This is a genomic window from Streptomyces lasiicapitis (assembly GCF_014646335.1).
Taxonomy (GTDB): Bacteria; Actinomycetota; Actinomycetes; order Streptomycetales; family Streptomycetaceae; genus Streptomyces; species Streptomyces lasiicapitis.
Genome location: NZ_BMNG01000007.1, coordinates 54,967 through 74,656 on the forward strand (window position 1 = coordinate 54,967; position 19,690 = coordinate 74,656).

The 19,690-nt window shown below is 70.3% G+C and carries 21 protein-coding genes; 12 read left to right on the plus strand and 9 right to left on the minus strand.

Annotated features, from left to right (window positions below):
* Positions 1-55 precede the first annotated feature (55 nt).
* Genes IEY91_RS16610 through IEY91_RS16625 form a run of 4 tightly spaced genes read left to right on the plus strand, consistent with a single transcriptional unit; the run spans position 56 to position 3,409 of the window.
* On the plus strand, positions 56-1,036 hold the full coding sequence (locus tag IEY91_RS16610) for an ABC transporter substrate-binding protein (protein WP_189174553.1): 981 nt from the start codon (positions 56-58) through the stop codon (positions 1,034-1,036).
* Positions 1,033-1,857: an ABC transporter permease gene (locus IEY91_RS16615; protein ID WP_229697013.1), complete on the plus strand. Its 825-nt coding sequence runs from the start codon at positions 1,033-1,035 to the stop codon at positions 1,855-1,857. Before IEY91_RS16610 ends, IEY91_RS16615 begins: the two co-directional genes overlap by 4 nt.
* A complete protein-coding gene (locus tag IEY91_RS16620; protein WP_189174554.1) occupies positions 1,854-2,642 on the plus strand; it encodes an ABC transporter ATP-binding protein in 789 nt (262 codons plus the stop codon). Before IEY91_RS16615 ends, IEY91_RS16620 begins: the two co-directional genes overlap by 4 nt.
* Complete coding sequence (locus tag IEY91_RS16625; RefSeq protein ID WP_189174555.1) at positions 2,639-3,409, plus strand: ABC transporter permease; 771 nt, start codon at positions 2,639-2,641, stop codon at positions 3,407-3,409. Before IEY91_RS16620 ends, IEY91_RS16625 begins: the two co-directional genes overlap by 4 nt.
* Before the next feature lie 96 nt (positions 3,410-3,505).
* On the opposite strand, the gene IEY91_RS16630 is transcribed toward IEY91_RS16625, so the two are convergent.
* Both IEY91_RS16630 and IEY91_RS16635 read right to left on the minus strand, forming a co-directional pair.
* On the minus strand, positions 3,506-3,928 hold the full coding sequence (locus IEY91_RS16630; RefSeq protein WP_189174556.1) for an arsenate reductase ArsC: 423 nt from the start codon (positions 3,926-3,928) through the stop codon (positions 3,506-3,508).
* Positions 3,929-3,983: 55 nt separating this feature from the next.
* Positions 3,984-4,619, minus strand: a complete 636-nt coding sequence (locus IEY91_RS16635) for an arsenate reductase ArsC (protein ID WP_189174557.1) — start codon at positions 4,617-4,619, stop codon at positions 3,984-3,986.
* A gap of 74 nt (positions 4,620-4,693) precedes the next feature.
* On the opposite strand from IEY91_RS16635, the gene IEY91_RS16640 reads away from it, so the two are divergent.
* The gene (locus tag IEY91_RS16640; protein ID WP_189174558.1) at positions 4,694-5,005 is read left to right on the plus strand and encodes an ArsR/SmtB family transcription factor; all 312 of its coding nucleotides are present in this window, start codon (positions 4,694-4,696) and stop codon (positions 5,003-5,005) included.
* Positions 5,005-6,132, plus strand: coding sequence for an ACR3 family arsenite efflux transporter (arsB, locus tag IEY91_RS16645; protein WP_189174559.1), 1,128 nt, complete (start codon positions 5,005-5,007; stop codon positions 6,130-6,132). Before IEY91_RS16640 ends, arsB begins: the two co-directional genes overlap by 1 nt.
* Positions 6,133-6,202: 70 nt before the next feature.
* Here the strand turns inward: arsB and IEY91_RS16650 are convergent, their stop codons facing one another.
* Positions 6,203-6,571, minus strand: a complete 369-nt coding sequence (locus tag IEY91_RS16650; RefSeq protein ID WP_164327839.1) for an ArsR/SmtB family transcription factor — start codon at positions 6,569-6,571, stop codon at positions 6,203-6,205.
* A gap of 108 nt (positions 6,572-6,679) precedes the next feature.
* Here IEY91_RS16650 and IEY91_RS16655 point away from each other — a divergent pair, with 108 nt between their 5' ends.
* Positions 6,680-8,041 (plus strand): NAD(P)-binding domain-containing protein, encoded by a 1,362-nt coding sequence (locus IEY91_RS16655; RefSeq protein WP_189174560.1) that lies wholly within the window; start codon positions 6,680-6,682, stop codon positions 8,039-8,041.
* Between the two features lie 118 nt (positions 8,042-8,159).
* Here IEY91_RS16655 and IEY91_RS16660 read toward each other — a convergent pair whose 3' ends face one another.
* From IEY91_RS16660 to IEY91_RS16675, 4 genes are all read right to left on the minus strand, one after another.
* Positions 8,160-8,342 (minus strand): hypothetical protein, encoded by a 183-nt coding sequence (locus IEY91_RS16660; protein ID WP_189174561.1) that lies wholly within the window; start codon positions 8,340-8,342, stop codon positions 8,160-8,162.
* A gap of 280 nt (positions 8,343-8,622) precedes the next feature.
* Positions 8,623-9,900: an MFS transporter gene (locus tag IEY91_RS16665; RefSeq protein ID WP_189174562.1), complete on the minus strand. Its 1,278-nt coding sequence runs from the start codon at positions 9,898-9,900 to the stop codon at positions 8,623-8,625.
* Positions 9,901-10,001: 101 nt separating this feature from the next.
* Complete coding sequence (locus IEY91_RS16670) at positions 10,002-12,395, minus strand: ABC transporter permease (protein WP_189174563.1); 2,394 nt, start codon at positions 12,393-12,395, stop codon at positions 10,002-10,004.
* On the minus strand, positions 12,392-13,099 hold the full coding sequence (locus IEY91_RS16675; protein WP_189174564.1) for an ABC transporter ATP-binding protein: 708 nt from the start codon (positions 13,097-13,099) through the stop codon (positions 12,392-12,394). The genes IEY91_RS16670 and IEY91_RS16675 overlap by 4 nt, the downstream gene beginning before the upstream one ends.
* A 215-nt stretch (positions 13,100-13,314) precedes the next feature.
* On the opposite strand from IEY91_RS16675, the gene IEY91_RS16680 reads away from it, so the two are divergent.
* Complete coding sequence (locus tag IEY91_RS16680) at positions 13,315-14,625, plus strand: sensor histidine kinase (RefSeq protein ID WP_189174565.1); 1,311 nt, start codon at positions 13,315-13,317, stop codon at positions 14,623-14,625.
* Positions 14,622-15,389: a response regulator gene (locus tag IEY91_RS16685; protein ID WP_229697014.1), complete on the plus strand. Its 768-nt coding sequence runs from the start codon at positions 14,622-14,624 to the stop codon at positions 15,387-15,389. The genes IEY91_RS16680 and IEY91_RS16685 overlap by 4 nt, the downstream gene beginning before the upstream one ends.
* On the opposite strand, the gene IEY91_RS16690 is transcribed toward IEY91_RS16685, so the two are convergent.
* The gene (locus IEY91_RS16690) at positions 15,360-15,740 is read right to left on the minus strand and encodes a beta/alpha barrel domain-containing protein (protein WP_229697015.1); all 381 of its coding nucleotides are present in this window, start codon (positions 15,738-15,740) and stop codon (positions 15,360-15,362) included. The genes IEY91_RS16685 and IEY91_RS16690 overlap by 30 nt on opposite strands.
* Positions 15,741-15,966: 226 nt before the next feature.
* On the opposite strand from IEY91_RS16690, the gene IEY91_RS16695 reads away from it, so the two are divergent.
* A complete protein-coding gene (locus IEY91_RS16695; RefSeq protein ID WP_164328896.1) occupies positions 15,967-16,446 on the plus strand; it encodes a potassium channel family protein in 480 nt (159 codons plus the stop codon).
* Between the two features lie 164 nt (positions 16,447-16,610).
* On the plus strand, positions 16,611-17,177 hold the full coding sequence (locus tag IEY91_RS16700) for a cysteine hydrolase family protein (RefSeq protein ID WP_189174567.1): 567 nt from the start codon (positions 16,611-16,613) through the stop codon (positions 17,175-17,177).
* Between the two features lie 55 nt (positions 17,178-17,232).
* Here the strand turns inward: IEY91_RS16700 and IEY91_RS16705 are convergent, their stop codons facing one another.
* Positions 17,233-18,081, minus strand: a complete 849-nt coding sequence (locus IEY91_RS16705; protein ID WP_189174568.1) for a GH12 family glycosyl hydrolase domain-containing protein — start codon at positions 18,079-18,081, stop codon at positions 17,233-17,235.
* 370 nt (positions 18,082-18,451) lie between these two features.
* Here IEY91_RS16705 and IEY91_RS16710 point away from each other — a divergent pair, with 370 nt between their 5' ends.
* Positions 18,452-19,528 (plus strand): LacI family DNA-binding transcriptional regulator, encoded by a 1,077-nt coding sequence (locus tag IEY91_RS16710; protein ID WP_189174569.1) that lies wholly within the window; start codon positions 18,452-18,454, stop codon positions 19,526-19,528.
* Positions 19,529-19,690: the final 162 nt, after the last annotated feature.

Sequence of the window (19,690 nt, forward strand, 5' to 3'; positions counted from 1 at the left end):
AAGCCCCGATACGGCCCGGCTGCCGCGAACCGGGGCGGTGCGCAGGTCCCGTTCCGTGGCGGCGGCCCTGGCTTCGGTGCTGCTGGCGGGCCTGCTCACCTCATGCGGGAGCGGGGGCGGAGGCTCCGACCGTTCCTTCACCCTCGTGTTGACCGAACCCGACATCACCTCGGTGCCGCTGATGGAAGCCGTGGACCAGGTCCGCGCCGCCGGCTACGACGTGACGATCGAGGAGGCCGCGGAGCCGGAACTCGCCGTCGAGGGCCTCATCCGCGGCGACTACCAATTCTCGGCCGAGGCCACGGGACCGGCCCTGATGGCTGTCGCGCGGGGCGCCCCGGTGCGCATCATCGCCGACCTGGTGGGCAATCAGTGGGCTGTCTACGGCGATGCCCGCGCCGACGACTGCGGCGACCTCGACGGCAGGGCCTTCGGCATCTTCAGCGAGGGCGCCATGGCCACCACCATGGTGCGCCAGTGGATCGAGAAGACCTGCCCCAAGAACACCCGCCCGCAGTACCTGACCATCGGCGACTCGGAGACCAGGACCCAGGCACTGCTGGCCGGGGAGATCACCGCCACCGCCCTGGAGCAGAGCGACGCCGCCCACCTGGCCACGAGCGCCAAGGGCAGGTCGCTGAAGCGCCTGGCCGACTTCCGCCAGGTCTTCCCGGGTCTGCACCCGCAGACCGTGTACGCCGACGCGGACTACCTGAAGAAACACCCCAAGCCCGCGCAGGCTCTGATCGATGCCCTGGTCGACGTACAGCGGAAGATCAACCACGAGCCGGGCCACCTCGTCCGGCTCGTCCGCAAGCACCTGCCCGACACGTACTCCAACGACGTCCTCGAAGACACCGCCGCCCGCTACGTCGACGAGAAGCTGTTCAACGCCGCCGCACTCACCCCGGAAGGCGTGCAGGACACCATCGACTTCTTCGTGGACACGGGGGCCATCGAGCCGATGGACGCCGCCGACGTGGCCGATCTGAGCTTCGTGAACCGCACCCGGGCCAAGGGAGGCGGCCCCTCATGACCACCGCCGGTCCCATGCCCCGCTCCCGGCCGCCCGGCCGGATACGCCGACTGCTCGGCACCGACCTGCCTTACCAGTTGCTCACGCTTGTGGTCGTCGCCGCGCTGTGGGAGGGCTATGCCCGCACGCACGACAGCATCCTGCTGCCCACCTTCACCGAAACCGCCGCGGCCACGGTCGAGTTGCTCGGCGAGGGCGAGCTGTGGCGGGCCGTCTGGCTCAGCAATCAGGCCCTCGTCCTCGGCTTCCTCACCGCTGTCGCCCTGGGTGTTCCCGCCGGGCTCCTGTTGGGGCGCTTCGGCACGATCGAGCGCTTCACGGACGTCTACCTCAGCATCCTGCTCGTGACCCCGATGGCCGGGATCATTCCGCTCCTTGTGATGTCCGTGGGGTTCGGCCTGACCTCCCGCGTCATCCTGGTGGCGCTGTTCTCCGTGGTCATGGCCCTCACCAACGCCCGCGCCGGCATCCGCCAGATCGACCCCTCACTGATCGAGATGAGCCGCACCTTCGGCGCGAGCGAGGCCCAGATCTGGCGCCGCGTCCTCATCCCCGGCGCCCTGCCCGCCATCATGACCGGCGTCCGGCTCGCCCTGGGACGCGCTGTCACGGGAATGGTCGTCGTGGAACTCCTCATGGTGTCCGTCGGCTACGGCGGCCTGATCCTCACCTACCGCAGCCGCTTCGACGCGCCCGCGCTCTACGCGGTGGTCGTCATCGTCCTGTCCGAAGCCGTCCTGCTGATCTCCGCGGCCGGCTGGGTCGAACGAAGGGCAGCCCCCTGGGCGCCGTCCCACAACTCTCCGAGGAGCACCGCATGATCGAGATCAAGAACCTCACCAAGCGGTTCCCCGACCGCAGGGGCGGGACGGTCCACGCACTGAGCGAGGTCGACCTCACCATCGCCGACAACGAGTTCGTCACCGTGCTCGGGCCCAGCGGCTGCGGCAAGACGACCCTGTTACGCGCGATCGCCGGCCTGACCGGCTGGGACGAGGGCGGCATCCTGGTGGACGGCGAACCCGTCCGCGCGCCGGGGCCCGAGCGGGCCATGGTCTTCCAGAACTTCGCCCTGCTGCCGTGGGCCACCGCCCTGGACAACGTGGCCTTCGGCCTCGAACTGCGCGGGGAGCCGCGGGGCCGACGCCACGCGACCGCTCGCGAACTGATCGGACTCGTCGGACTCGACGGCTTCGAGGACCGGCTGCCGGGCGAACTCTCCGGCGGCATGCAGCAACGCGTCGGCCTCGCCCGCGCCCTGGCCGTCCAGCCCCGCGTCCTGCTCATGGACGAGCCCTTCGGCGCCCTGGACGAACAGACCCGCCGCATCCTGCAGGAGGAACTCCTCACCATCTGGGAGCGTCGGCGCCTCACCGTCGTCTTCATCACCCACAGCATCGAGGAAGCAGTCCTGCTCGGCGACCGCGTCGTGCTGATGAGCCCGCGGCCCGGCCGCATCGCCGAGACCGTCCCCGTGGACATTCCCCGGCCACGCTCCTTCGACCTCCACGGCCTGGGCCGTACCGAGGAGTTCACCACCCTCACCACTCACCTGTGGGAGCGCCTGCGCACCATGCACCCCGACCGCGTCGGGGCCCACCGATGACCCCCCGCCGCGGTCCGCTGACCCTTCTGCCCCCGCTGAGCGGACTCCTCGCCGGAGGAGTGCTGTGGGAGGGCGTCTCCCGCACCGCCGACGCCGCTTTCCTTCCACCGCTCACCGAAGTGCTCACCCGGCTCGCCGAACTGACCGCCGACGGGAAGATCCTGCCCAGCCTGCTCTCCAGCGTGATCAACCTCGTACTGGGCCTTGCCATTTCGCTGACCCTCGGCCTCACCCTGGGCACCCTCATGGGCCGCTACCGCCCAGCGGAGGCCGCACTCGGCATCTACATGTACGCGCTACTCACCGCGCCCTCCCTTGTCTTCGCCCCGGTCTTCTTCTCCCTCTTCGGTCCTGGCCGCACCTCCATCGTGGCCGTGGTGGTGATGTACTCACTGTTCGTTATCGTCATCACCACCGCCTCTGCCGTGCGTGACGTCCCCGCCCAACTCCTTGAGATGGGACGGGTGTACGGCGCCGGCGAGCGGCAACTCCTCTTCAGAGTCGTGCTACCCGCGGCGCTTCCGATGGCGATGGCCGGCATCCGGCTCGGCGTCGGCCGGGCCGTCGCCGGAATGATCAACGGTGAGATGTTCATCGCCGTCGTCGGCCTCGGCCAGATCCTCACCGAGGCCGGCGGCAGCTTCGACAGCACCACCGTGCTCGCCGTTCTCCTGGTCGTGGTCACCGTCGCCCTCATCGCCATCGGCATCACCCACTGGGCCGACCGCCGGCTCAACGGCTGGCTGCCCGAGACATCGCGCACTTGAGACCCGCGTACCGTGCGGGGTGCACCGCATTTCCACGGGGGCCAGGGGGCGGGCCGGAGCCGCGTTGCTGCGTTACCGCGTTGCTGCGTTACCGCGTTACTGCGGCTTCGCCTGGTCATCGATCTCGGCGATCAACGCTTCGATGCGGTGCTTGATCTCGTCGCGGATCGGGCGTACGGCCTCGACTCCCTTGCCCGCGGGGTCGTCCAGGGCCCAGTCGAGGTAGGTCTTGCCGGGGAAGATCGGGCAGGCGTCGCCGCAGCCCATGGTGATGACGTAGTCGGATGCCTGGACCGCTTCGGTGGTGAGCACCTTGGGGCGGGCGGTGGAGATGTCGATGCCGACTTCCTTCATGGCGTCGACGGCGGCGGGGTTGACCTGGTCGCCGGGGAGGGATCCCGCGGAGCGGACCTCGATCCGGTCGCCTGCGAGGTGGGTGAGGAATCCGGCGGCCATCTGGGAGCGTCCGGCGTTGTGGACGCAGACGAACAGCACGGAGGCGAGCGGGGTGGGGGCCATCGGTTCTTCCTTCGCGGTGTGGAGCGGGGCCCGGATGGGTGCCGGGCCTGGGAGTTCAGGTGGTGGGCAGGGAGTTGAGCAGGTCGGTGATGTGGGCGTCGATCTCGTCGCGGATCTGTCGGACGACGGCGATCGGGGCGTTCCTGGGATTGGGGACGGGCCAATCCAAGTAGCGGGGCCCGGGCACCACGGGGCAGGCGTCGCCGCAGCCCATGGTGACGACGATGTCGGCGGCCCGGACGACCTCGTCGGTCAGCGGCTTGGGGAACGCGCCGCTGGGGTCGACTCCGGCCTCGGTCAGCACCTGCGACACGAAGGGCTCGACGGTGGCGGCCGGTGCGGTGCCCGCGGAGGAGACCTGCACCAGGTCCGCGGCGCGGTGGGTGAGCAGGGCGGCGGCGAGCTGGGAGCGTCCGGCGTTGTGGCTGCACACGAACAGCACCCGTGGCAGCCTGCCGCCCGGCCTCTTGCGGAGGTGCTCCAGGGCGTCGAGACGCTCGGCCGTCCAGCGCTCGGCCAGTACGACCAGGTGCGTGGAGACGCGCGCGGTGGTGGCGAGCCGGGTGTAGGAGTCGGCGATCAGTGCCTGGACGGTCTCGGTGGAGAAGCGGCCGGTATGCCGGGCGGCCAGGCGGGCGGCACCGGCGGCGAGTCGGGCGTCGGGCAGGACGGGCGGTGTGGGTGCGGTCATCAGGACCCCTCCGACGGGCTCCACGATTCAGCCTGGACTGGTGTCAGTCTCGAATGATGTGACAGTATCAGTCCATGCTGACGTCAGTCGACACTGAACTGTTGCGGGTGCTCGCCGACCCGCTCAGGCTGAAGATCGTGACCCTGCTCGCCCACGAGACGCTGTGCACCACGCATCTGGTCGCCGAGACCGGTGCGAAGCAGACCAACCTCTCCAACCACATGAAGGTGCTGCGCGAGGCGGGCGTGGTGGACACCGAGCCGTGCGGCCGGTTCATCTACTACAAGCTCAAGCCCGAAGTCCTCGACGCCCTGTCCGGCTCCTTCGCGGGCCTGGCGACCACCGCGCGCGAGACGATCGAGACCGGCCGGAAGCGGGCCTGCTGATGACCAGCACGGAACAGACGGGCGCGGGCGCACCCGCGGCCCCGGACCCAGCCCCGGCCGCCGGTTCCGGGGTCGTCGCTTCCGGGGTCGTCGCCAAACTCTCCACGCTCGACCGCTACCTGGCGGTGTGGATCCTGGCCGCGATGGCCGTCGGCCTCGGCCTGGGCCGGCTGATCCCCGGCCTCAACGACGCGCTCGCCGAGGTCGAACTCGGCGGGATCTCCCTGCCGATCGCGCTCGGCCTGCTGGTCATGATGTACCCGGTCCTGGCCAAGGTCCGCTACGACAAGCTCGACGCCGTCACCGGCGATCGCAAGCTGATGGCATCGTCGCTGGTCATCAACTGGCTGGCCGGGCCCGCGGTGATGTTCGCGCTCGCCTGGATCTTCCTTGCGGACCTACCGGAGTACCGCACAGGCCTGATCATCGTCGGGCTCGCGCGCTGCATCGCCATGGTCATCATCTGGAACGACCTCGCCTGCGGTGACCGCGAGGCGGCCGCCGTCCTGGTCGCCCTCAACTCTGTCTTCCAGGTCCTGGCGTTCGGCCTGCTGGGCTGGTTCTACCTCGACCTGCTTCCCGGCTGGCTCGGCCTGGGCGACGGCGAGCACCTCGACATCTCCATGTGGAAGATCGCCCTGAACGTCGTCATCTTCCTCGGCGTTCCGCTCCTGGCCGGCTTCCTCACCCGCCGGATCGGTGAGCGGAAGATGGGCCGCGAGAGGTACGAGGCCAACTTCCTGCCGAGGATCGGCCCGTGGGCCCTGTACGGGCTGCTCTTCACGATCGTCATCCTCTTCGCCCTGCAAGGGAAGACGATCACCTCGCAGCCGCTGGACGTGGTCCGCATCGCGCTGCCGCTGCTGGTGTACTTCGCGCTCATGTGGTTCGGCACCTTCGCCCTCGGCAAGGCGATCGGCCTGGCCTACGACCGCACCGCGACACTGGCGTTCACCGCGGCGGGCAACAACTTCGAGCTGGCCATCGCGGTCGCCATCGGCACTTTCGGCGTCACCAGTGGCCAGGCTCTCTCCGGCGTCGTCGGCCCGCTGATCGAGGTGCCGGTCCTGGTCGCGCTCGTCTACGTGTCGCTGGCATGGCGCCGGAAGTTCACGCCCGTCGCCTGACGGAGGGCGGCGTAAGCGTCGGCCCGCCCGTTGAACTGCCCCTGTTCTGCACCCCCGCGCCGACCTTCTTTCAGGCGGACGCCGGGGCCGCCAGCAGCTTGCCCATGGCCGCGAGCACGCTCGGCTCGACCCGGTAGTACACCCACGTCCCGCGTCGCTCGGAGGCCAGCAGACCGGCCTCCTTCAGCTTCTTCAGGTGGTGGGAGACGGTCGGCTGCGAAACGCCGACATCGGAGATGTCGCACACGCACGCCTCGCCGCCCTCGTGCGAGGCGACCAGCGAGAAGAGCCGCAGCCGGACCGGGTCCCCGAGCGCCTTGAACATCTTCGCGGTCCGCTCGGACTCCTCGGCCGTCAGCGGCCGCTCCGTCAGCGGCGGGCAGCACGGCGCCACCGCCTCGTCCACGACCTGCAGCTCCACCACACTCGACTTCGACATACGTCAATATTGACATCCATCGAACCGATGAGGCAAGCTCCGAAGTGCCAGCGATATCGACAAACGTCGAATCAGAAGATCGATGCCACCCTCCTTCTGGAGCACGTCATGAGCGAGAACACCTCTGCCGCCCTGCCGATCGTGGTCATCGGCGCCGGCCCCATCGGCCTTGCCGCCGCCGCCCAGCTACTCGACCGCGGCCTTGAGCCGCTGGTCCTGGAGGCCGGACAGACCGCGGGCGCTGCCGTACGGGAGTGGTCGCACGTCCGCCTCTTCTCCCCCTGGGCCGAGGTCACCGACCCGGCCGCCGAGAAGCTCCTGGCCCCCACCGGCTGGGTCAGGCCCGACGGCGTCGCGTACCCCACCGGCGGCGACTGGGCCGAGCAGTACCTCCAGCCGCTCGCCGACGTCCTCGGTGAGCGAGTCCGCTTCGGCGCCCGCGTCACCGGCGTCTCCCGCACCGGCCGCGACCGCGTCGTCGACGCAGACCGCGACCAGCAGCCCTTCACCGTCCATATCCGGTACGCGGACGGCCACGAGGCGCGCATCCTCGCCCGCGCCGTCATCGACGCCTCCGGAACCTGGGCCACGCCCAGCCCGCTCGGCGGCGACGGCCTGCCCGCACTCGGCGAACGCGCGGCGGCCGACCACGTCACGTACCGCGTCCCGGACCTGAAGGACCCCGCCGTCCGCGCGCGTTACGCGGGCAAGCGCACCGCGATCATCGGCTCCGGTGCCTCCGCCTTCACGGCCCTCGCCTACCTGGCCGACCTCGCGAAGGAAGCACCGGGCACGCACGCCGTGTGGATCCTGCGGCGTGGCATCACCGGCTCCACCTTCGGCGGCGGAGCATCCGACCAACTCCCCGCCCGCGGCGCGCTCGGCCTCGCCGCCAAGGCCGCCGTGGACGAGGGCCACGCGGACGTCGTGACGGGATTCCGCACCACCGTCGTCGAGCGGTCCGGCGACCGACTGGTCCTGGTCGGCGAGGACGGCCGCCGCCTCGACCCCGTGGACGAGGTCATCGGCCTCACCGGCTTCCGCCCCGACCTGTCCTTCCTCGACGAACTCCGCCTCGGCCTGGACGAGCGTCTCCAGGCACCGGTCGAACTGGCCCCGCTGATCGACCCCAACGTCCACTCCTGCGGCACCGTCTACCCCCACGGCGTGAAGGAGCTGTCCCACCCCGAGCAGGGCGCCTACCTGGTCGGCATGAAGAGCTACGGCCGCGCCCCCACCTTCCTCGCGATGACCGGCTACGAACAGGTCCGCTCCATCGCCGCCGCTCTCGCCGGCGACCAGGAGGCAGCTGAGCGCGTCGAACTGACCCTGCCCGAGACCGGCGTCTGCGGCGGCGCCGGACTCTTCGACGAACCCACCGCCGAGCAGAACGAGGAGAGCGGCGGATGCTGCGCAACCCCGGCCACGCTCCCCATCGGCGACACCACCACTGCACCCGGCGGCTGCTGACCACCACTCATCCACGGGCGGGCCGCCCAGCCGCCCGTACACCACCACAGAAAGCGCAATGGTGCCCTGGTCCGGTCACGTGCCGGACCAGGGCGCCGCGAGGGCACTTCGGTCGCGCCTACAGGTACTCGAGCAGCCAGCTCACCGGAGCGTCGTCCACCGAGTCCGTGGCGCTGGTCTTCACTCGCCCGATGCTGATCTTCTGGGCGCCCGCGGGGAGCTTCTCCGCGAGGCGTCCACTCGCTGCCTTGATGTCCCAATTCTTGACGAGGGCCCAGATCTTGCCGTCGTGGACAGCCACCCGAAGCCGGACGTCGGCCCAGTCGGAGCCGAAGCTCAGCCTCGCCGGTCTGGAAGTTGGGCATCTGTACTCCTCGTCTGTCCGGCGAGCGACACCGCTCGAGGAGGGGCACCGGAGGATCGGGGGTACGCCTGCGGTCAGCGTTCGCCGATACACAGGGCGGGGCCCGAAATCGTGGTGCGGATCATGAAACTGGTGGAACTCCGCCGCCGCGGAACATAGTGCTGTCCCTACCCTCGACCCGGTGGTCAGCCCCGTAATGCCTCGTCTAATGCCTCGTCTAATGCCTCGTCAGCCGTGCGTCGGTGTCGGCGTCGGATCTGCCGCGAGCCTCTACTTTGCGCAGATTGCGGATCGCCGGCACGGACAGCAGCGCCACCGCCACCACCATCGCCATCACCGCGTTGAACTCCAGCACCTCGCGCGCCCCGAAGATTTCCGAGGCGGGGCCGGCGAGGGCTTGGCCCACGGGCATCATCGCCACCGAGCCGGCCACGTCGTAGGCGTGCACCCGGCTCCGTACCCCGGTCGGCACCTGGGTCAGGATGCTGGTCGTCCACATGACGCCCCAGAAGGCGTTGGCCGCGCCCGCGGCCGCGAGCCCCGCGGCGATCAGCTGCACCGGCAGCCCGAGCGCCACCGACGCAGGCTGCAGCCAGTACAGCAGCAGCGCGACGGAACCCGCCCGCAGAGGGCGCATCGGCCGCACCCGCATGGCGATGAGCGCACCGGCCACCATCCCGGCGCCCATCGCCGAGTTGATCAGGCCGAGCGTGCCGGGGCCGTGCGACGAGACGACCTCTGTCGCGATCAGCGGGATCATCGGCCCCCAGGACGAGATCATGAGGACCATCCAGATCACGATGACGCCCCAGAGCCAAGTGCGGGAGCGGAACTCCTGCCAGCCCTGCACCAGATCGGACCGGAAGGAGTTCTCCTTCGCCGCCACGGACCGTTCCGCCGTCGGCAGCCGCAGCAGGGCCAGGCAGACGGCACTCGCCAGGTACGTGAAGGCGTACGCGACGAAGACCCCGCCCGGCTCGGTGAGCCCCACCAGCGCACCGGCCACCGCCGGTCCCGCCATGGTCATCAGGGACTCGATGGTGCGGATGGCCCCGTTCGCGCCCTGCACGTCGGCGGCGATTCGTGGGATGAGGGTGGGCAGGCCGGGCTGGAAGAGCGCGGCGCAGATGCCGTTGAGGGCGGACAGCAGACAGATCTGCCAGACGACGATGTGGTCGGTGAAGAAGAGGGCCGCCATGACGGCTTGTACGACGACGCGTACGAGATCTGCCCCGATCATCAGCACCCGGTTGTTCACCCGGTCGGCGATCACCCCGCCGAAGATCACGAGCCCGGCGAAGCAGGCCGTCATGCTGGCCAGTACGGCACCCACCACCCCGGCCCCGTACCCGCTCAGCACAAGCCCGGCGGCCAGCGCCACCGGAGCCATCATGTCGCCGAGCCGGGCGATGCCACGGGCGGCGAAGAAGAGCGAGAAGTTACGGGACCAGAGGCCCCCTGACGCGACGGACATGTCCCCGGGAGCACTTGTCATGATGGGCGCAGTGTCACGGCTGCCAAACGCTCCGGGCAACCGAAATTGCCTCAGCGATCTCATTGCCCCTCCCTTGTCTCACCTTGTCTCAACCTGGCCTCCTACTCGGTGCGCAGAGCCGTGGCGGTCCGCGCTCTGGCGGCCCAGCCGGCGGGCAGGAGCGCACCCAGGGTGGCGATGAGCAGGCCGCCGAGCGCGAGCGGGAGCAGTTCGGCGCCGTGGTAGACGGCGATGGCGGACTCGGGCAGACGCAGTCCCACGCTGTCGCCCATCGCGGGGAGGACAAGTCCGTGCAGGGCCACGCCGAGCGGCACGCCCATGGCGCCCGCGGCAAGGCCGGTCACGACGACCGAGGTGAGGACCATCGCGATGGTCTGCCCGGGGGTCATGCCGAGCGCCTTGTGGACACCGAGCTCCCGGACACGTTCGCGGGTGTCGAGCAGTACGCCGTTGAGCACGCCGAGCGCGGCGACGGCGACGAGCATCAGTGTGAGGATCCCGGACAGCGCGTTGAGCGTGCCGACCATGTCGCCGCCTGCGTCGAGCCCGCCGGCCCGGGCAGTGGCCCCCAGCGGTGTGAGGTCCTTGTTCAACGCGTCGACGTAGGCGGCGACTTCGGTACGGGACGTGACCGCGATGTGGTGGCTCGTCTCCGTCAGGTCGGGATGTGCGGCCTTGAGGGTCGAGGCGTCGGTGAAGACCTGCATGCCGTCGTTGCGCGGGTCGAGGACCTCGCCGACGATCCGTACGGTGACCGGCTCGGCCAGGCCGTTCAGAGTGACGGTGTCGCCGACGCGGGTGCCGGTGGCGGCCAGGAACGGGGTCGGGACCACGGCCTCGCCCGTCTTGTCGATCCAGCGGCCCGAGACCATCGTGTAGCCGCCCCAGGAGGCGTCGCCGGTGAAGGCGGTCACGTCGGTGGTGCCGGTCAGGCCGGACACGGACGTACGTACCGTCGCGGCGCTGTAGTACTTCCCGGTTCCGGCGGCGGACTTGATGGCCGCGGCGACTGCGGCGGGATCGGCCTTGGGCTGCTTCTCAGGAGCAGGACCGGGATCGGGACCAGGACCAGGACCAGGACCGGGACCAGGGCCTTGGGGTCCGAGGTCCGGCATGGGCGCGGGCACGACGACATCGGCGGCGTCGTGCGCCTTGGCCTTCATCACCTGGCCGAGCGAGGCGCCCATCCCCACGGTGAACGTGACGGCGACGGTCCCGAACAGGACCGCCGTACCCATGGCCAGCGCACGGGCGGGCCGGGCGAAGGGCCGGGCCAGACCCAGGGCGACCGGCCGCGGCAACGGCAGCCGTCCGGCCAGACGGGCCGCCCACCGGCCGCGCCCCGCCGAAGAGTTGCGCCCGACGGCGAGCGCGTCGACCGTACGCAGCCGCCCGGCCCGCAAGGCACTCCCCCACGCGGTCGCCGCCACCAGGCCCAGCACTCCGGCGATCACCGTCAGGTCGACCCAGGGAGCGATGCCCAGGGACGAGGTGCCGTAGACCTCCTCGGTCTCGGCCAGTACGGGGACGGCTAGCAGGTGACCGGCGAGGACACCGAGAGCCGTGCCGGCGGCGGCCGGGATCAACGCCTGGCCCACGTAGGCACGTACGACCTGGGCCGGGGTGAAACCGGCGGCCTTGAGGATGCCGATGCGGCGCGTTCCCGTGCCGACGGCCGTCGCGACCACGTTGCCGACGATGAGCACCGACATGACCAGCCCCAGGGCGCCGAACGCGAGGAGGAACGGGACGTAGACGGCAGTGTCCTGCTCGGCGCTCTTCTTGACGGTGAGCCAGGACTGTTCGCCGACGGCCGCGCGTGGCGGCAGGGACTGCGTCACGGCCTTGGCGCCCGCGGTGATCAGCGTGGCGGTGCCCGCGTCCGCGAAACGGTAGAGCATCTGGTAGCCGCCCCTGCCGGGCGCGGTGAGCGCCCGCATCTGGGACGGAAGCACCCAGGCGTCGGCGGTCCGCGTCACCGAGCGGGCCACACCGACCACCGTCAGCGTCGGGTCGCCGGGCAGATCGGGGAAGGCGAGCTTCATGCCCATGGCCGGGATGACCGAGGAGTTGGCGGACAGCGCGATCTCGCCGGAGCGCGTGGGCCACCGCCCGTCGAGCAGTGCCACCTCGTCCACGTCCCGGCCGGGATCGCCCCGGCCGACCACGGTCATCGGCCACCCAGGGTTGGCTCTGCCGTCCGACCGCGGCGTGACCGTCGCCGTACGGAACGGCCCTGCTGCGGCGCTCACCCCTTCGGAGCCCTTTGACTTCTCCAACTGACCGGCACCTACTCTGCCCGCGTCGAACTGCACGGACAGATGCGCGCCGTGCTGCTCGGCGAAGGCGTCGTCGAAGGGCGCGCCGGAGACCACGAGCAGCGATCCGCCGAGGACGGAGGCGGCCACCGCCATCATCGTGGCGAGCCCGATCACCAGTGTCTGCACCCGGCGTCGTCCCACCCCTGAGCGCACCACCTTGCCCAGCGCGCTCATCGGACGGCCTCCGGGGCGACGCCTCGCGACCGGGTGTCGTCGGTGATCCGGCCGTCGGCGATGCGGACCGTACGGTTCGTGCAGGACCGGGCAAGAGCCAGGTCGTGGGTGACCACGACGATGGTCTGGCCCTCGGCGTTGAGGTCGGTGAGCAGCCTGCTGACGTCCTGTCCGGCGGCCGTGTCCAGGGCCCCGGTCGGCTCGTCGGCCAGGAGCAGGGCCGGCCGGTTCATCAACGCCCGTGCCACCGCGACGCGTTGCCGTTCGCCGCCGGACAGCCGTCCCGGGTAGGCGCGGGCGTGCCGGTCGATGGCAAGCAGTTCAAGGAGTTCCACTGCCCGACGGCCTGCCTCGCCACGTGCCATGCCCGCGAGGCGCGCGGGCAGGACGACGTTGTCGATGACGGTCAGGTCGTCGAGCAGGTTGAAGAACTGGAAGACCATGCCGATCCTCGACCGCCGGTAGAGCGCCGATCCGGCTTCGCCCAGCTGGTCCACCCGCACCCCGTCCACGGTGACGGTCCCGGTGTCCGGCCGGTCCAGGCCGGCGATCAGGTTGAGCAGCGTGGACTTGCCGCTGCCGGAAGGGCCGAGGATCGCGACGGCCTCGCCGCGCCGCACGGTCAGCGACGCCTCGTGCAGAGCGGGCGGACCGTCGTCGTATCGGCGGCTCACACCGCGCAGTTCGATCACCGGCATGGTCATGAAGGGCTCCTCGGGTACAGGCAGTTGGCTGCGTGAACGCTAGGAGCGGGCCCGGCCCGCACGCGTCCCCCGACCGAACCCCATGCCGTACCGCACTGGGATGAGCCGAGGGGACGTCATCCCTGCGATGTAGGCGGCTGATGTATCCGCCGCGCCGGGAATGACCACCGGGACGGACTCGAAGGGTCCCGTGCGGCGGTGACAATGACCCGGTGATGAACGTACGTACGAGGCTGGAGCGGCTGCTGGAAGCCGTCCGCCGGGCGGTCCGCGACGCCAGGCATCCGAGCGGGCCACCGTTGCAACCCACTCGGCGCGCCTGGCAGTTCGACGTGCTGGTGGCGCTGGTGATCGGAGTCTCCACCGTCTACTACGGCATCGACAACGTCGACAACGTCGTGCTGCGTGAGATCGCACCCGGCGTGGAGTACTCCGTGCCGCGCCCGCGCGGCCCCGGCGGCCTGGCCTTCATGGTGACCCTCGCGGTCATCGCCTCGGGTGCCCTGGCGCTGCGCCGCCGCTACCCGCTCGCCGTGCTGAGCGTCGTGACGGCCGCGACGCTGGCGACACCGCAGAGCGTCCTGCGGCTGACCTTCTACGCGTTCGTCATCGCCGTCTACAGCGCCGCCGTGTACAGCCCGTACCGGGTGGCGACCCTGACGGCGCTGCCGGTGTCGGTCGTCCTGGTCGGCACCTCGGGGAACTCGGTGACGCCGATCGTCCCCAACGAATACATCGCCCTGCTGATCCTGGTCCCGATGGCCGTGGCCGCCGTCGGCCTGCGTACCTGGAAGCTCCGCACGGACGAGGGCCGCACCCGGCTCTCCGCCCTGGAACGCGAACAGGCCGAGGCACTGCGCCGGGCCGTCGAGCACGAGCGGGCCAGGATCGCCCGCGAACTGCACGACGTCGTCACGCACAACGTCAGCGTGATGATCATTCAGGCGGGGGCCGCCCGCAAGATCATGGAGACGGCCCCCGAGGAGGCCGCGGAAGCCTTGCTCGCCGTCGAGGCGGGCGGGCGAGCGGCCATGACCGAGCTGCGCCACGTCATGGGACTGCTCACCATGGCCGACGAGGGCGAAGTAGCGGACGGTGGTGCGGAGTTGGTGGACGCGGCGGCGGAGCTGGCCCCGCAACCGGGTCTGGACCGGCTGGAATCGCTGGTCGGACGAGTGCGGGCCGCCGGGCTGCCCATCGACCTGACCGTGACCGGTCCGCCCCGTCCGCTCCCGGCCGGCCTCGAACTCGCCGCCTACCGCGTGGTCCAGGAAGCCCTCACCAACACCGTGAAGCACGCGTCCGGTGCCACCGCCGCCGTGACCGTCGACTACGGCCCCGAACGGCTCCGGGTGGAAGTCACCGACACGGGTGGACGCCCGGGCGCGGGCGCGCCCACCGGAAACGGCCGGGGCCTGATCGGCCTGCGCGAGCGCCTCGCCGTCCACGACGGAACCCTGAACACCGGCCGCCGCCTGACCGGCGGCTACCGTGTGGAGGCCCTGATCCCCTTGGAGACACCGTGACCGAGCCGCTGCGTGTGCTCCTCGCCGACGATCAGACCCTGGTGCGCACGGGATTCCGGCTGATCCTCCGCGCCGACGGCATCGACGTCGTCGCCGAGGCGACCAACGGAAACGAAGCCGTCGACGCGGTGCGCCGCACACGTCCCGACGTGGTCCTGATGGACGTCCGGATGCCCGAGATGGACGGCTTGGAGGCCACCCGCCGCATCCTCGCCGACGCGTCGGACAAACCCCGAGTCATCATCCTGACCACCTTCGACCTCGACCGATACGTCTACGCGGCACTGTCGGCCGGTGCCAGTGGCTTCCTCCTCAAGGACGTCACCCCCGAGCACCTGACCGCGGCCGTACGCACGGTCCGTACCGGCGACGCTCTCCTCGCACCCGCGATCACCCGCCGCCTCGTCAAACGGTTCACGCAACGCGGCAGCGAGACCGCCGCCCTCCACCGCGACCTCGCCTCGCTCACCCCGCGCGAACTGGAGGTCCTCGGCCTGCTGGCCCAAGGCCTGAGCAACGCCGAACTCGCCGCCCGCCTCCACCTGGCCGAGGCGACGGTCAAAACGCACGTCGCCCGCATCCTCGCCAAGCTCGGACTCCGCGACCGCGTCCAGGCCGTCATCGTCGCCTACGAGACGGGGCTGGTCAGCGCCGGCGCACACGAGGCCGCCGAACAGGCCACCGAGCGGGCACAGGCCGAAGCCGAGGCATGGGAGCGGGCCGCTCGTCACAGGTCAGGAGGCGTCCGGCGCCCAGCGACGTAGAGCATCGATCGTTGTCTCCGGTGAGGTGTTGAAGCAGAACCGGATCCCGGGGGCCAGCGCGACGAGCAGGTTGATCACCCGCTCGAACAGCAGAGTGTGCTCGGCCGCCATGCGCACACCGCCACCGATCATGGCCAGGTCCACGGACCCCCCGGCCACCGCAGCGCGCACCGTCTTCTCCACCTCCTCCGGATCCACACCGATCAGGCAGTGCTCGGCGTCGAAGCCCGCCGCCCGTACGGCCGCGAGGCCCTGCTCGATCCGTGCGCTCAGCACAGCCTCGTCCAAGTCCGGATGCAGGCTGTAGTCGATCGCACTCGGATGGATGCCGATCATCAGAATCTTTGCCACGTTCACCATTCCTCAGAGGAAACAAGGCCTTGCGGCGGTGCCTTCAGCAGGGGTGTGGAGGCCAGTGTGACGGTTCATGCCGGTGGCGGGAAACCCGGGCCCACGGACGGGCACCGGCCCGCGCCGGTGAGCCCGAAGCCGCCGGCATACGTCACCCGGGGCCGATTCAGTGACCCGCGTGCGCGCCCTGTCCTCCCACGCGCGGCTGGTCACGCAGGATCCGCCCATGCTGCCGGGATTTCTCACCAGGGCGGTCGAGCTGCTGCTCGGCCGGGAGGGCCGCTCCCTGCACCTCAAGGCCGCCGGCGGCGCGACCGCCCTGCTCGCCGTGACGATGCTGGTCGGCTCTTGGGCGGTGGTGGCCGCCGAGGACGGCGCGAGGAACGCCAACATCACGACGTATCCGAAAGCTCTGTGGTGGTCCGTCGAGACGGCAACCACCGTCGGATACGGCGACTTCTACCCCGTCACCCTGTGGGGGCGCATCGTCGGCGCGGTGGTGATGGGCGTCGGCATCACCACGTACGGCATGGTCACCGCCGCGTTGGCCACCTGGTTCGTCGGCCGGGAGCAGAAGCGCCGTCATCGCCTGGTCCACAGCGCCGAACAGGAGGCGCACCTGCTGTGCGAGGACACCGCCCGCGCCCTGCACGAACGCTTCGACCGGATCGAACAGATGCTGGCGGGCAAGAGGGAGGCCGAGTGAACGGCCTCGGGCGGCGCGGCGAGGGCTGGCAGCCGAGCGCCTGTGCCCGTTTCCCATTGCCCGATGGGCGCACTCCCAACGCCCCCGAGGCCACGTAGGATTCGGATTCGAACATCAGAACCCGGCCGTCTCGACGCCGAACTGACTTCGTTTCTGGAGACGACATGAGCAGCGCCCTTCTCGTGATGGACGTCCAACAGGCAATCGTGGACATCGCCGACACCGACGCCGACTCCGGATATCTGCCACGCCTGCGCAGGGCCATCGACGGGGCCCGGTCGTCGAACGTCCCCGTGATCTACGTGGTCATCGCGCTGCGTCCCGGATTCCCCGAAGTCGGCACGCGCAACAAGCCTCTCGCCGCCATCGCCCAGGCCGGCCTCTTCGTCGAGGGCGCCCCGGGCACCGAGATCCACCCCGACGTCGCGCCCCGGCCGGGCGACGTGGTGGTCACCAAGAGGCGGGCGAGCGCGTTCTCGGGCAGCGATCTCGACGTCGTGTTGAGGGCACGCGGCATCGACAGGCTCGTACTCACCGGCATCGCCACCAGCGCCGTGGTGCTGTCCACCGTGTGCCAGGCCAACGACCTGGACTTCGGCCTCACCGTCCTCTCCGACGGCTGCCTGGACACCGACCCGGAGGTGCACCGGGTGCTCATCGATCGCCTGTTCCCGCAGTGGGCGGATGTCGTCACCGTCGACGACTGGGTCAAGGCGATCGCACCTCAATAGCGGGATGGTCAGCGCACCCCGGCGGGACGGCGACCCGTGCGGGCAGCGGTCCGCCCTACCTCCGCGCGGTCGAGGCGCCCGCCGAGGCGCTTCCGTCGGGGGTGTACGAGAAGTTCTTCACGCCCAGGCCCGGTCCGCCGACCCACGGCTCGAAGCCGGCCTGCACGCTGGTCATGTACCAGGAGGGCCGCAGGTAGCCGCGTGCGATCGAGTCGTTGGTGAAGTCCTTGATGTTCACCGTCAGCGAGTCGACCGGCTCGTGCCGGACGTAGGAGACGGTGTTCCATGTGATGGTGACGCCGTCGACGACGGAGCTCTGCGGGCCGTACCACACGTCCCAGTCGGCACCCGCCAGCCAGACGGTGTCGACCTTGTTTCCGTACGGCTGCGGCGACCCGGCCCGGTTGGCCCAGATCATCAGCTCCTCGCCGTCGTTGACGACGTTCGTGGAGGGCTTGGTGTTGAACCAGATGTCGTACGAGGCGTTCCACTTGCCGTCGCCGGTGGTGGTGAAGTCCGCGTGGGACTGCGGGTTGGTGAAGGACGACACCTGCTGCGGCAGCCCATTGCCGCTGGAGCAGTTGCCCCAGTGGCAGCCGGCGTAGATCGACGGATAGCCCGCGGGCGCGGGACTGCCGGGCAGGTTGTGATGGCCCGAGGTGTACGTGAAGCCGCCGTCGAAAGCGTCGACGCACTGGCCGATGTTGTCGCCCCACTCGTTGTTCTGGACGATGTACCGGCCGCCCGACACATGCTCGCTGCCGTACTTCTCGCAGATGGTGCCGTTCGCCGCCGCCGACACGGACGGCGCTGTCACCAGGGCCAGTGCGCCGAGGAGCGTGGTGGCCAGCAGGCCCGCCATCGCTCCGATGATGCGCCGTGGCCGTTTGAATACGTGCTTCACGGTGGTTCCTCTCCGTCACCCGGGCGCGTCCCGTCGCCCCCGGTTGGTCAGTGGTGGTTGCTCTCGTCGGTGCTGGGGGCGGGGCTCGATGCGTACGGGGCAGCGCGGCATCCACACCCCGTCGAGCCCGCTCCTCCCTCACCACTCATTGAGGCACCCTTCATGGATGCAGAAACTTTCGGCATGTTTCTGTGAAGCGACGCGGGCAACGTAGGACGCAGACACAGCAGCGTCAACGGATATTTCGGGCAGGGCGCCGCGAGTTGTCGGCAGGGTCCGGAAGCTCGGTGTGCCGGAAAATTGCCGAAACGATCGGAATCGGCTGCGCGTATGCTGACCGCAGCGAGCCGACACAGAGACGAGGTCACCCATGCCCGGCCGACGGAGCAGCGGCGCGACGACGGCCACGACCGGCACTGCCGTTCCCGCCGCCCGCGTCACGATCGCCGAGATCGCCCGCGAGGCCGGGGTGTCGGCGCCGACCGTCTCCAAGGTCCTCAACGGCCACGACCAGGTGGCACCGGAGACCCGGGCCCGCGTCCTGGAACTGCTGGAGCAGCACAACTACTTGCGCCGCCGCGCCCGCCCGAAGAAGACCATCGGCCTGGTCGACCTGGTCATCCGCGAGGTCGACAGCCTGTGGGCGTGCGAGGTGATGCAGGGAGTGCAGAGCGCGGCGGCCGAACACGGCGCCGAGGTGGTGATGACCGCGGCGCACGGAACCACCGTCGACACCCGGCGCTGGCTGGACAACGTGGCCACGCGCGGCTCGGACGGCATCATCCTGGCGGTCACCGACCTCACCCCGGCGCAGCGCAAGCAGGTCGACTCCCTGGACATCCCGCTGGCCGTGGTCGACCCGGTCGGCAGCCCCGACGCCGCGGTGCCGACGGTCGGCGCGACGAACTGGCAGGGCGGCATGGCCGCGACCCAGCACCTCATCGACCTGGGGCACCGCCGCATCGGCATCCTGCGGGGTCATGAGGACGCACTGTGTGCGCGGGCGCGCCTGGACGGGTACCGCGCGGCACTTGAGCGAGCCGGCATCGAGGTCGACCCGGCGCTCCAACAGCCGGGCGATTTCTACTACACGACCGGGTTCTCCGGCATGCGCGAACTGCTCGCGCTCGCCGACCCGCCCACCGCGGTCTTCGCCAGCAGCGACCTGATGGCCCTGGGTGCGTACGAGGCGATCCGGCAGGCCGGGCTGCGGGTCGCGGCCGACGTGAGCATCGTCGGGTTCGACGACGTTCCGAACGCCGCCTGGGCGTCCCCGCCGCTGACGACGGTGCGCCAGCCGTTGCGTGAGATGGCGGCCCTCGCCGCCCGCATCGTGCTGCTGGGCGCGGACGCGGTGCTGCCCGGCCCGACGCTGCGGATGGAGCTGGCCACGCGGCTGGTCGTCCGGGAGAGCACCGGGGCCGCACCGGGCATGCCCGCGGCTTGAGCCAGGGGGCCCGTCGCAGGTCTCTTCGAAACTTTCGGACCGGCGCGGCCGACGCGCCGTCTCCTCACACCGACTCAGGTTGCGGGTGCGCAGCCTGTTGACGCCAAGGGTGTGCGCTTCTAAGGTCCGTCAACGATTCGGAGATGATTCCGAAACTTTCGG

Coding starts and splice junctions, on each gene's coding strand:
- IEY91_RS16615 (WP_229697013.1), top strand. CDS start 1,033: ATGACCACCGCCGGTCCCATGCCCCGCTCCCGGCCGCCCGGCCGGATA.
- IEY91_RS16620 (WP_189174554.1), top strand. CDS start 1,854: ATGATCGAGATCAAGAACCTCACCAAGCGGTTCCCCGACCGCAGGGGC.
- IEY91_RS16625 (WP_189174555.1), top strand. CDS start 2,639: ATGACCCCCCGCCGCGGTCCGCTGACCCTTCTGCCCCCGCTGAGCGGA.
- IEY91_RS16630 (WP_189174556.1), bottom strand. CDS start 3,928: ATGGCCCCCACCCCGCTCGCCTCCGTGCTGTTCGTCTGCGTCCACAAC.
- IEY91_RS16635 (WP_189174557.1), bottom strand. CDS start 4,619: ATGACCGCACCCACACCGCCCGTCCTGCCCGACGCCCGACTCGCCGCC.
- IEY91_RS16640 (WP_189174558.1), top strand. CDS start 4,694: ATGCTGACGTCAGTCGACACTGAACTGTTGCGGGTGCTCGCCGACCCG.
- arsB (WP_189174559.1), top strand. CDS start 5,005: ATGACCAGCACGGAACAGACGGGCGCGGGCGCACCCGCGGCCCCGGAC.
- IEY91_RS16650 (WP_164327839.1), bottom strand. CDS start 6,571: ATGTCGAAGTCGAGTGTGGTGGAGCTGCAGGTCGTGGACGAGGCGGTG.
- IEY91_RS16655 (WP_189174560.1), top strand. CDS start 6,680: ATGAGCGAGAACACCTCTGCCGCCCTGCCGATCGTGGTCATCGGCGCC.
- IEY91_RS16665 (WP_189174562.1), bottom strand. CDS start 9,900: ATGACAAGTGCTCCCGGGGACATGTCCGTCGCGTCAGGGGGCCTCTGG.
- IEY91_RS16670 (WP_189174563.1), bottom strand. CDS start 12,395: ATGAGCGCGCTGGGCAAGGTGGTGCGCTCAGGGGTGGGACGACGCCGG.
- IEY91_RS16675 (WP_189174564.1), bottom strand. CDS start 13,099: ATGACCATGCCGGTGATCGAACTGCGCGGTGTGAGCCGCCGATACGAC.
- IEY91_RS16680 (WP_189174565.1), top strand. CDS start 13,315: ATGAACGTACGTACGAGGCTGGAGCGGCTGCTGGAAGCCGTCCGCCGG.
- IEY91_RS16695 (WP_164328896.1), top strand. CDS start 15,967: ATGCTGCCGGGATTTCTCACCAGGGCGGTCGAGCTGCTGCTCGGCCGG.
- IEY91_RS16700 (WP_189174567.1), top strand. CDS start 16,611: ATGAGCAGCGCCCTTCTCGTGATGGACGTCCAACAGGCAATCGTGGAC.
- IEY91_RS16710 (WP_189174569.1), top strand. CDS start 18,452: ATGCCCGGCCGACGGAGCAGCGGCGCGACGACGGCCACGACCGGCACT.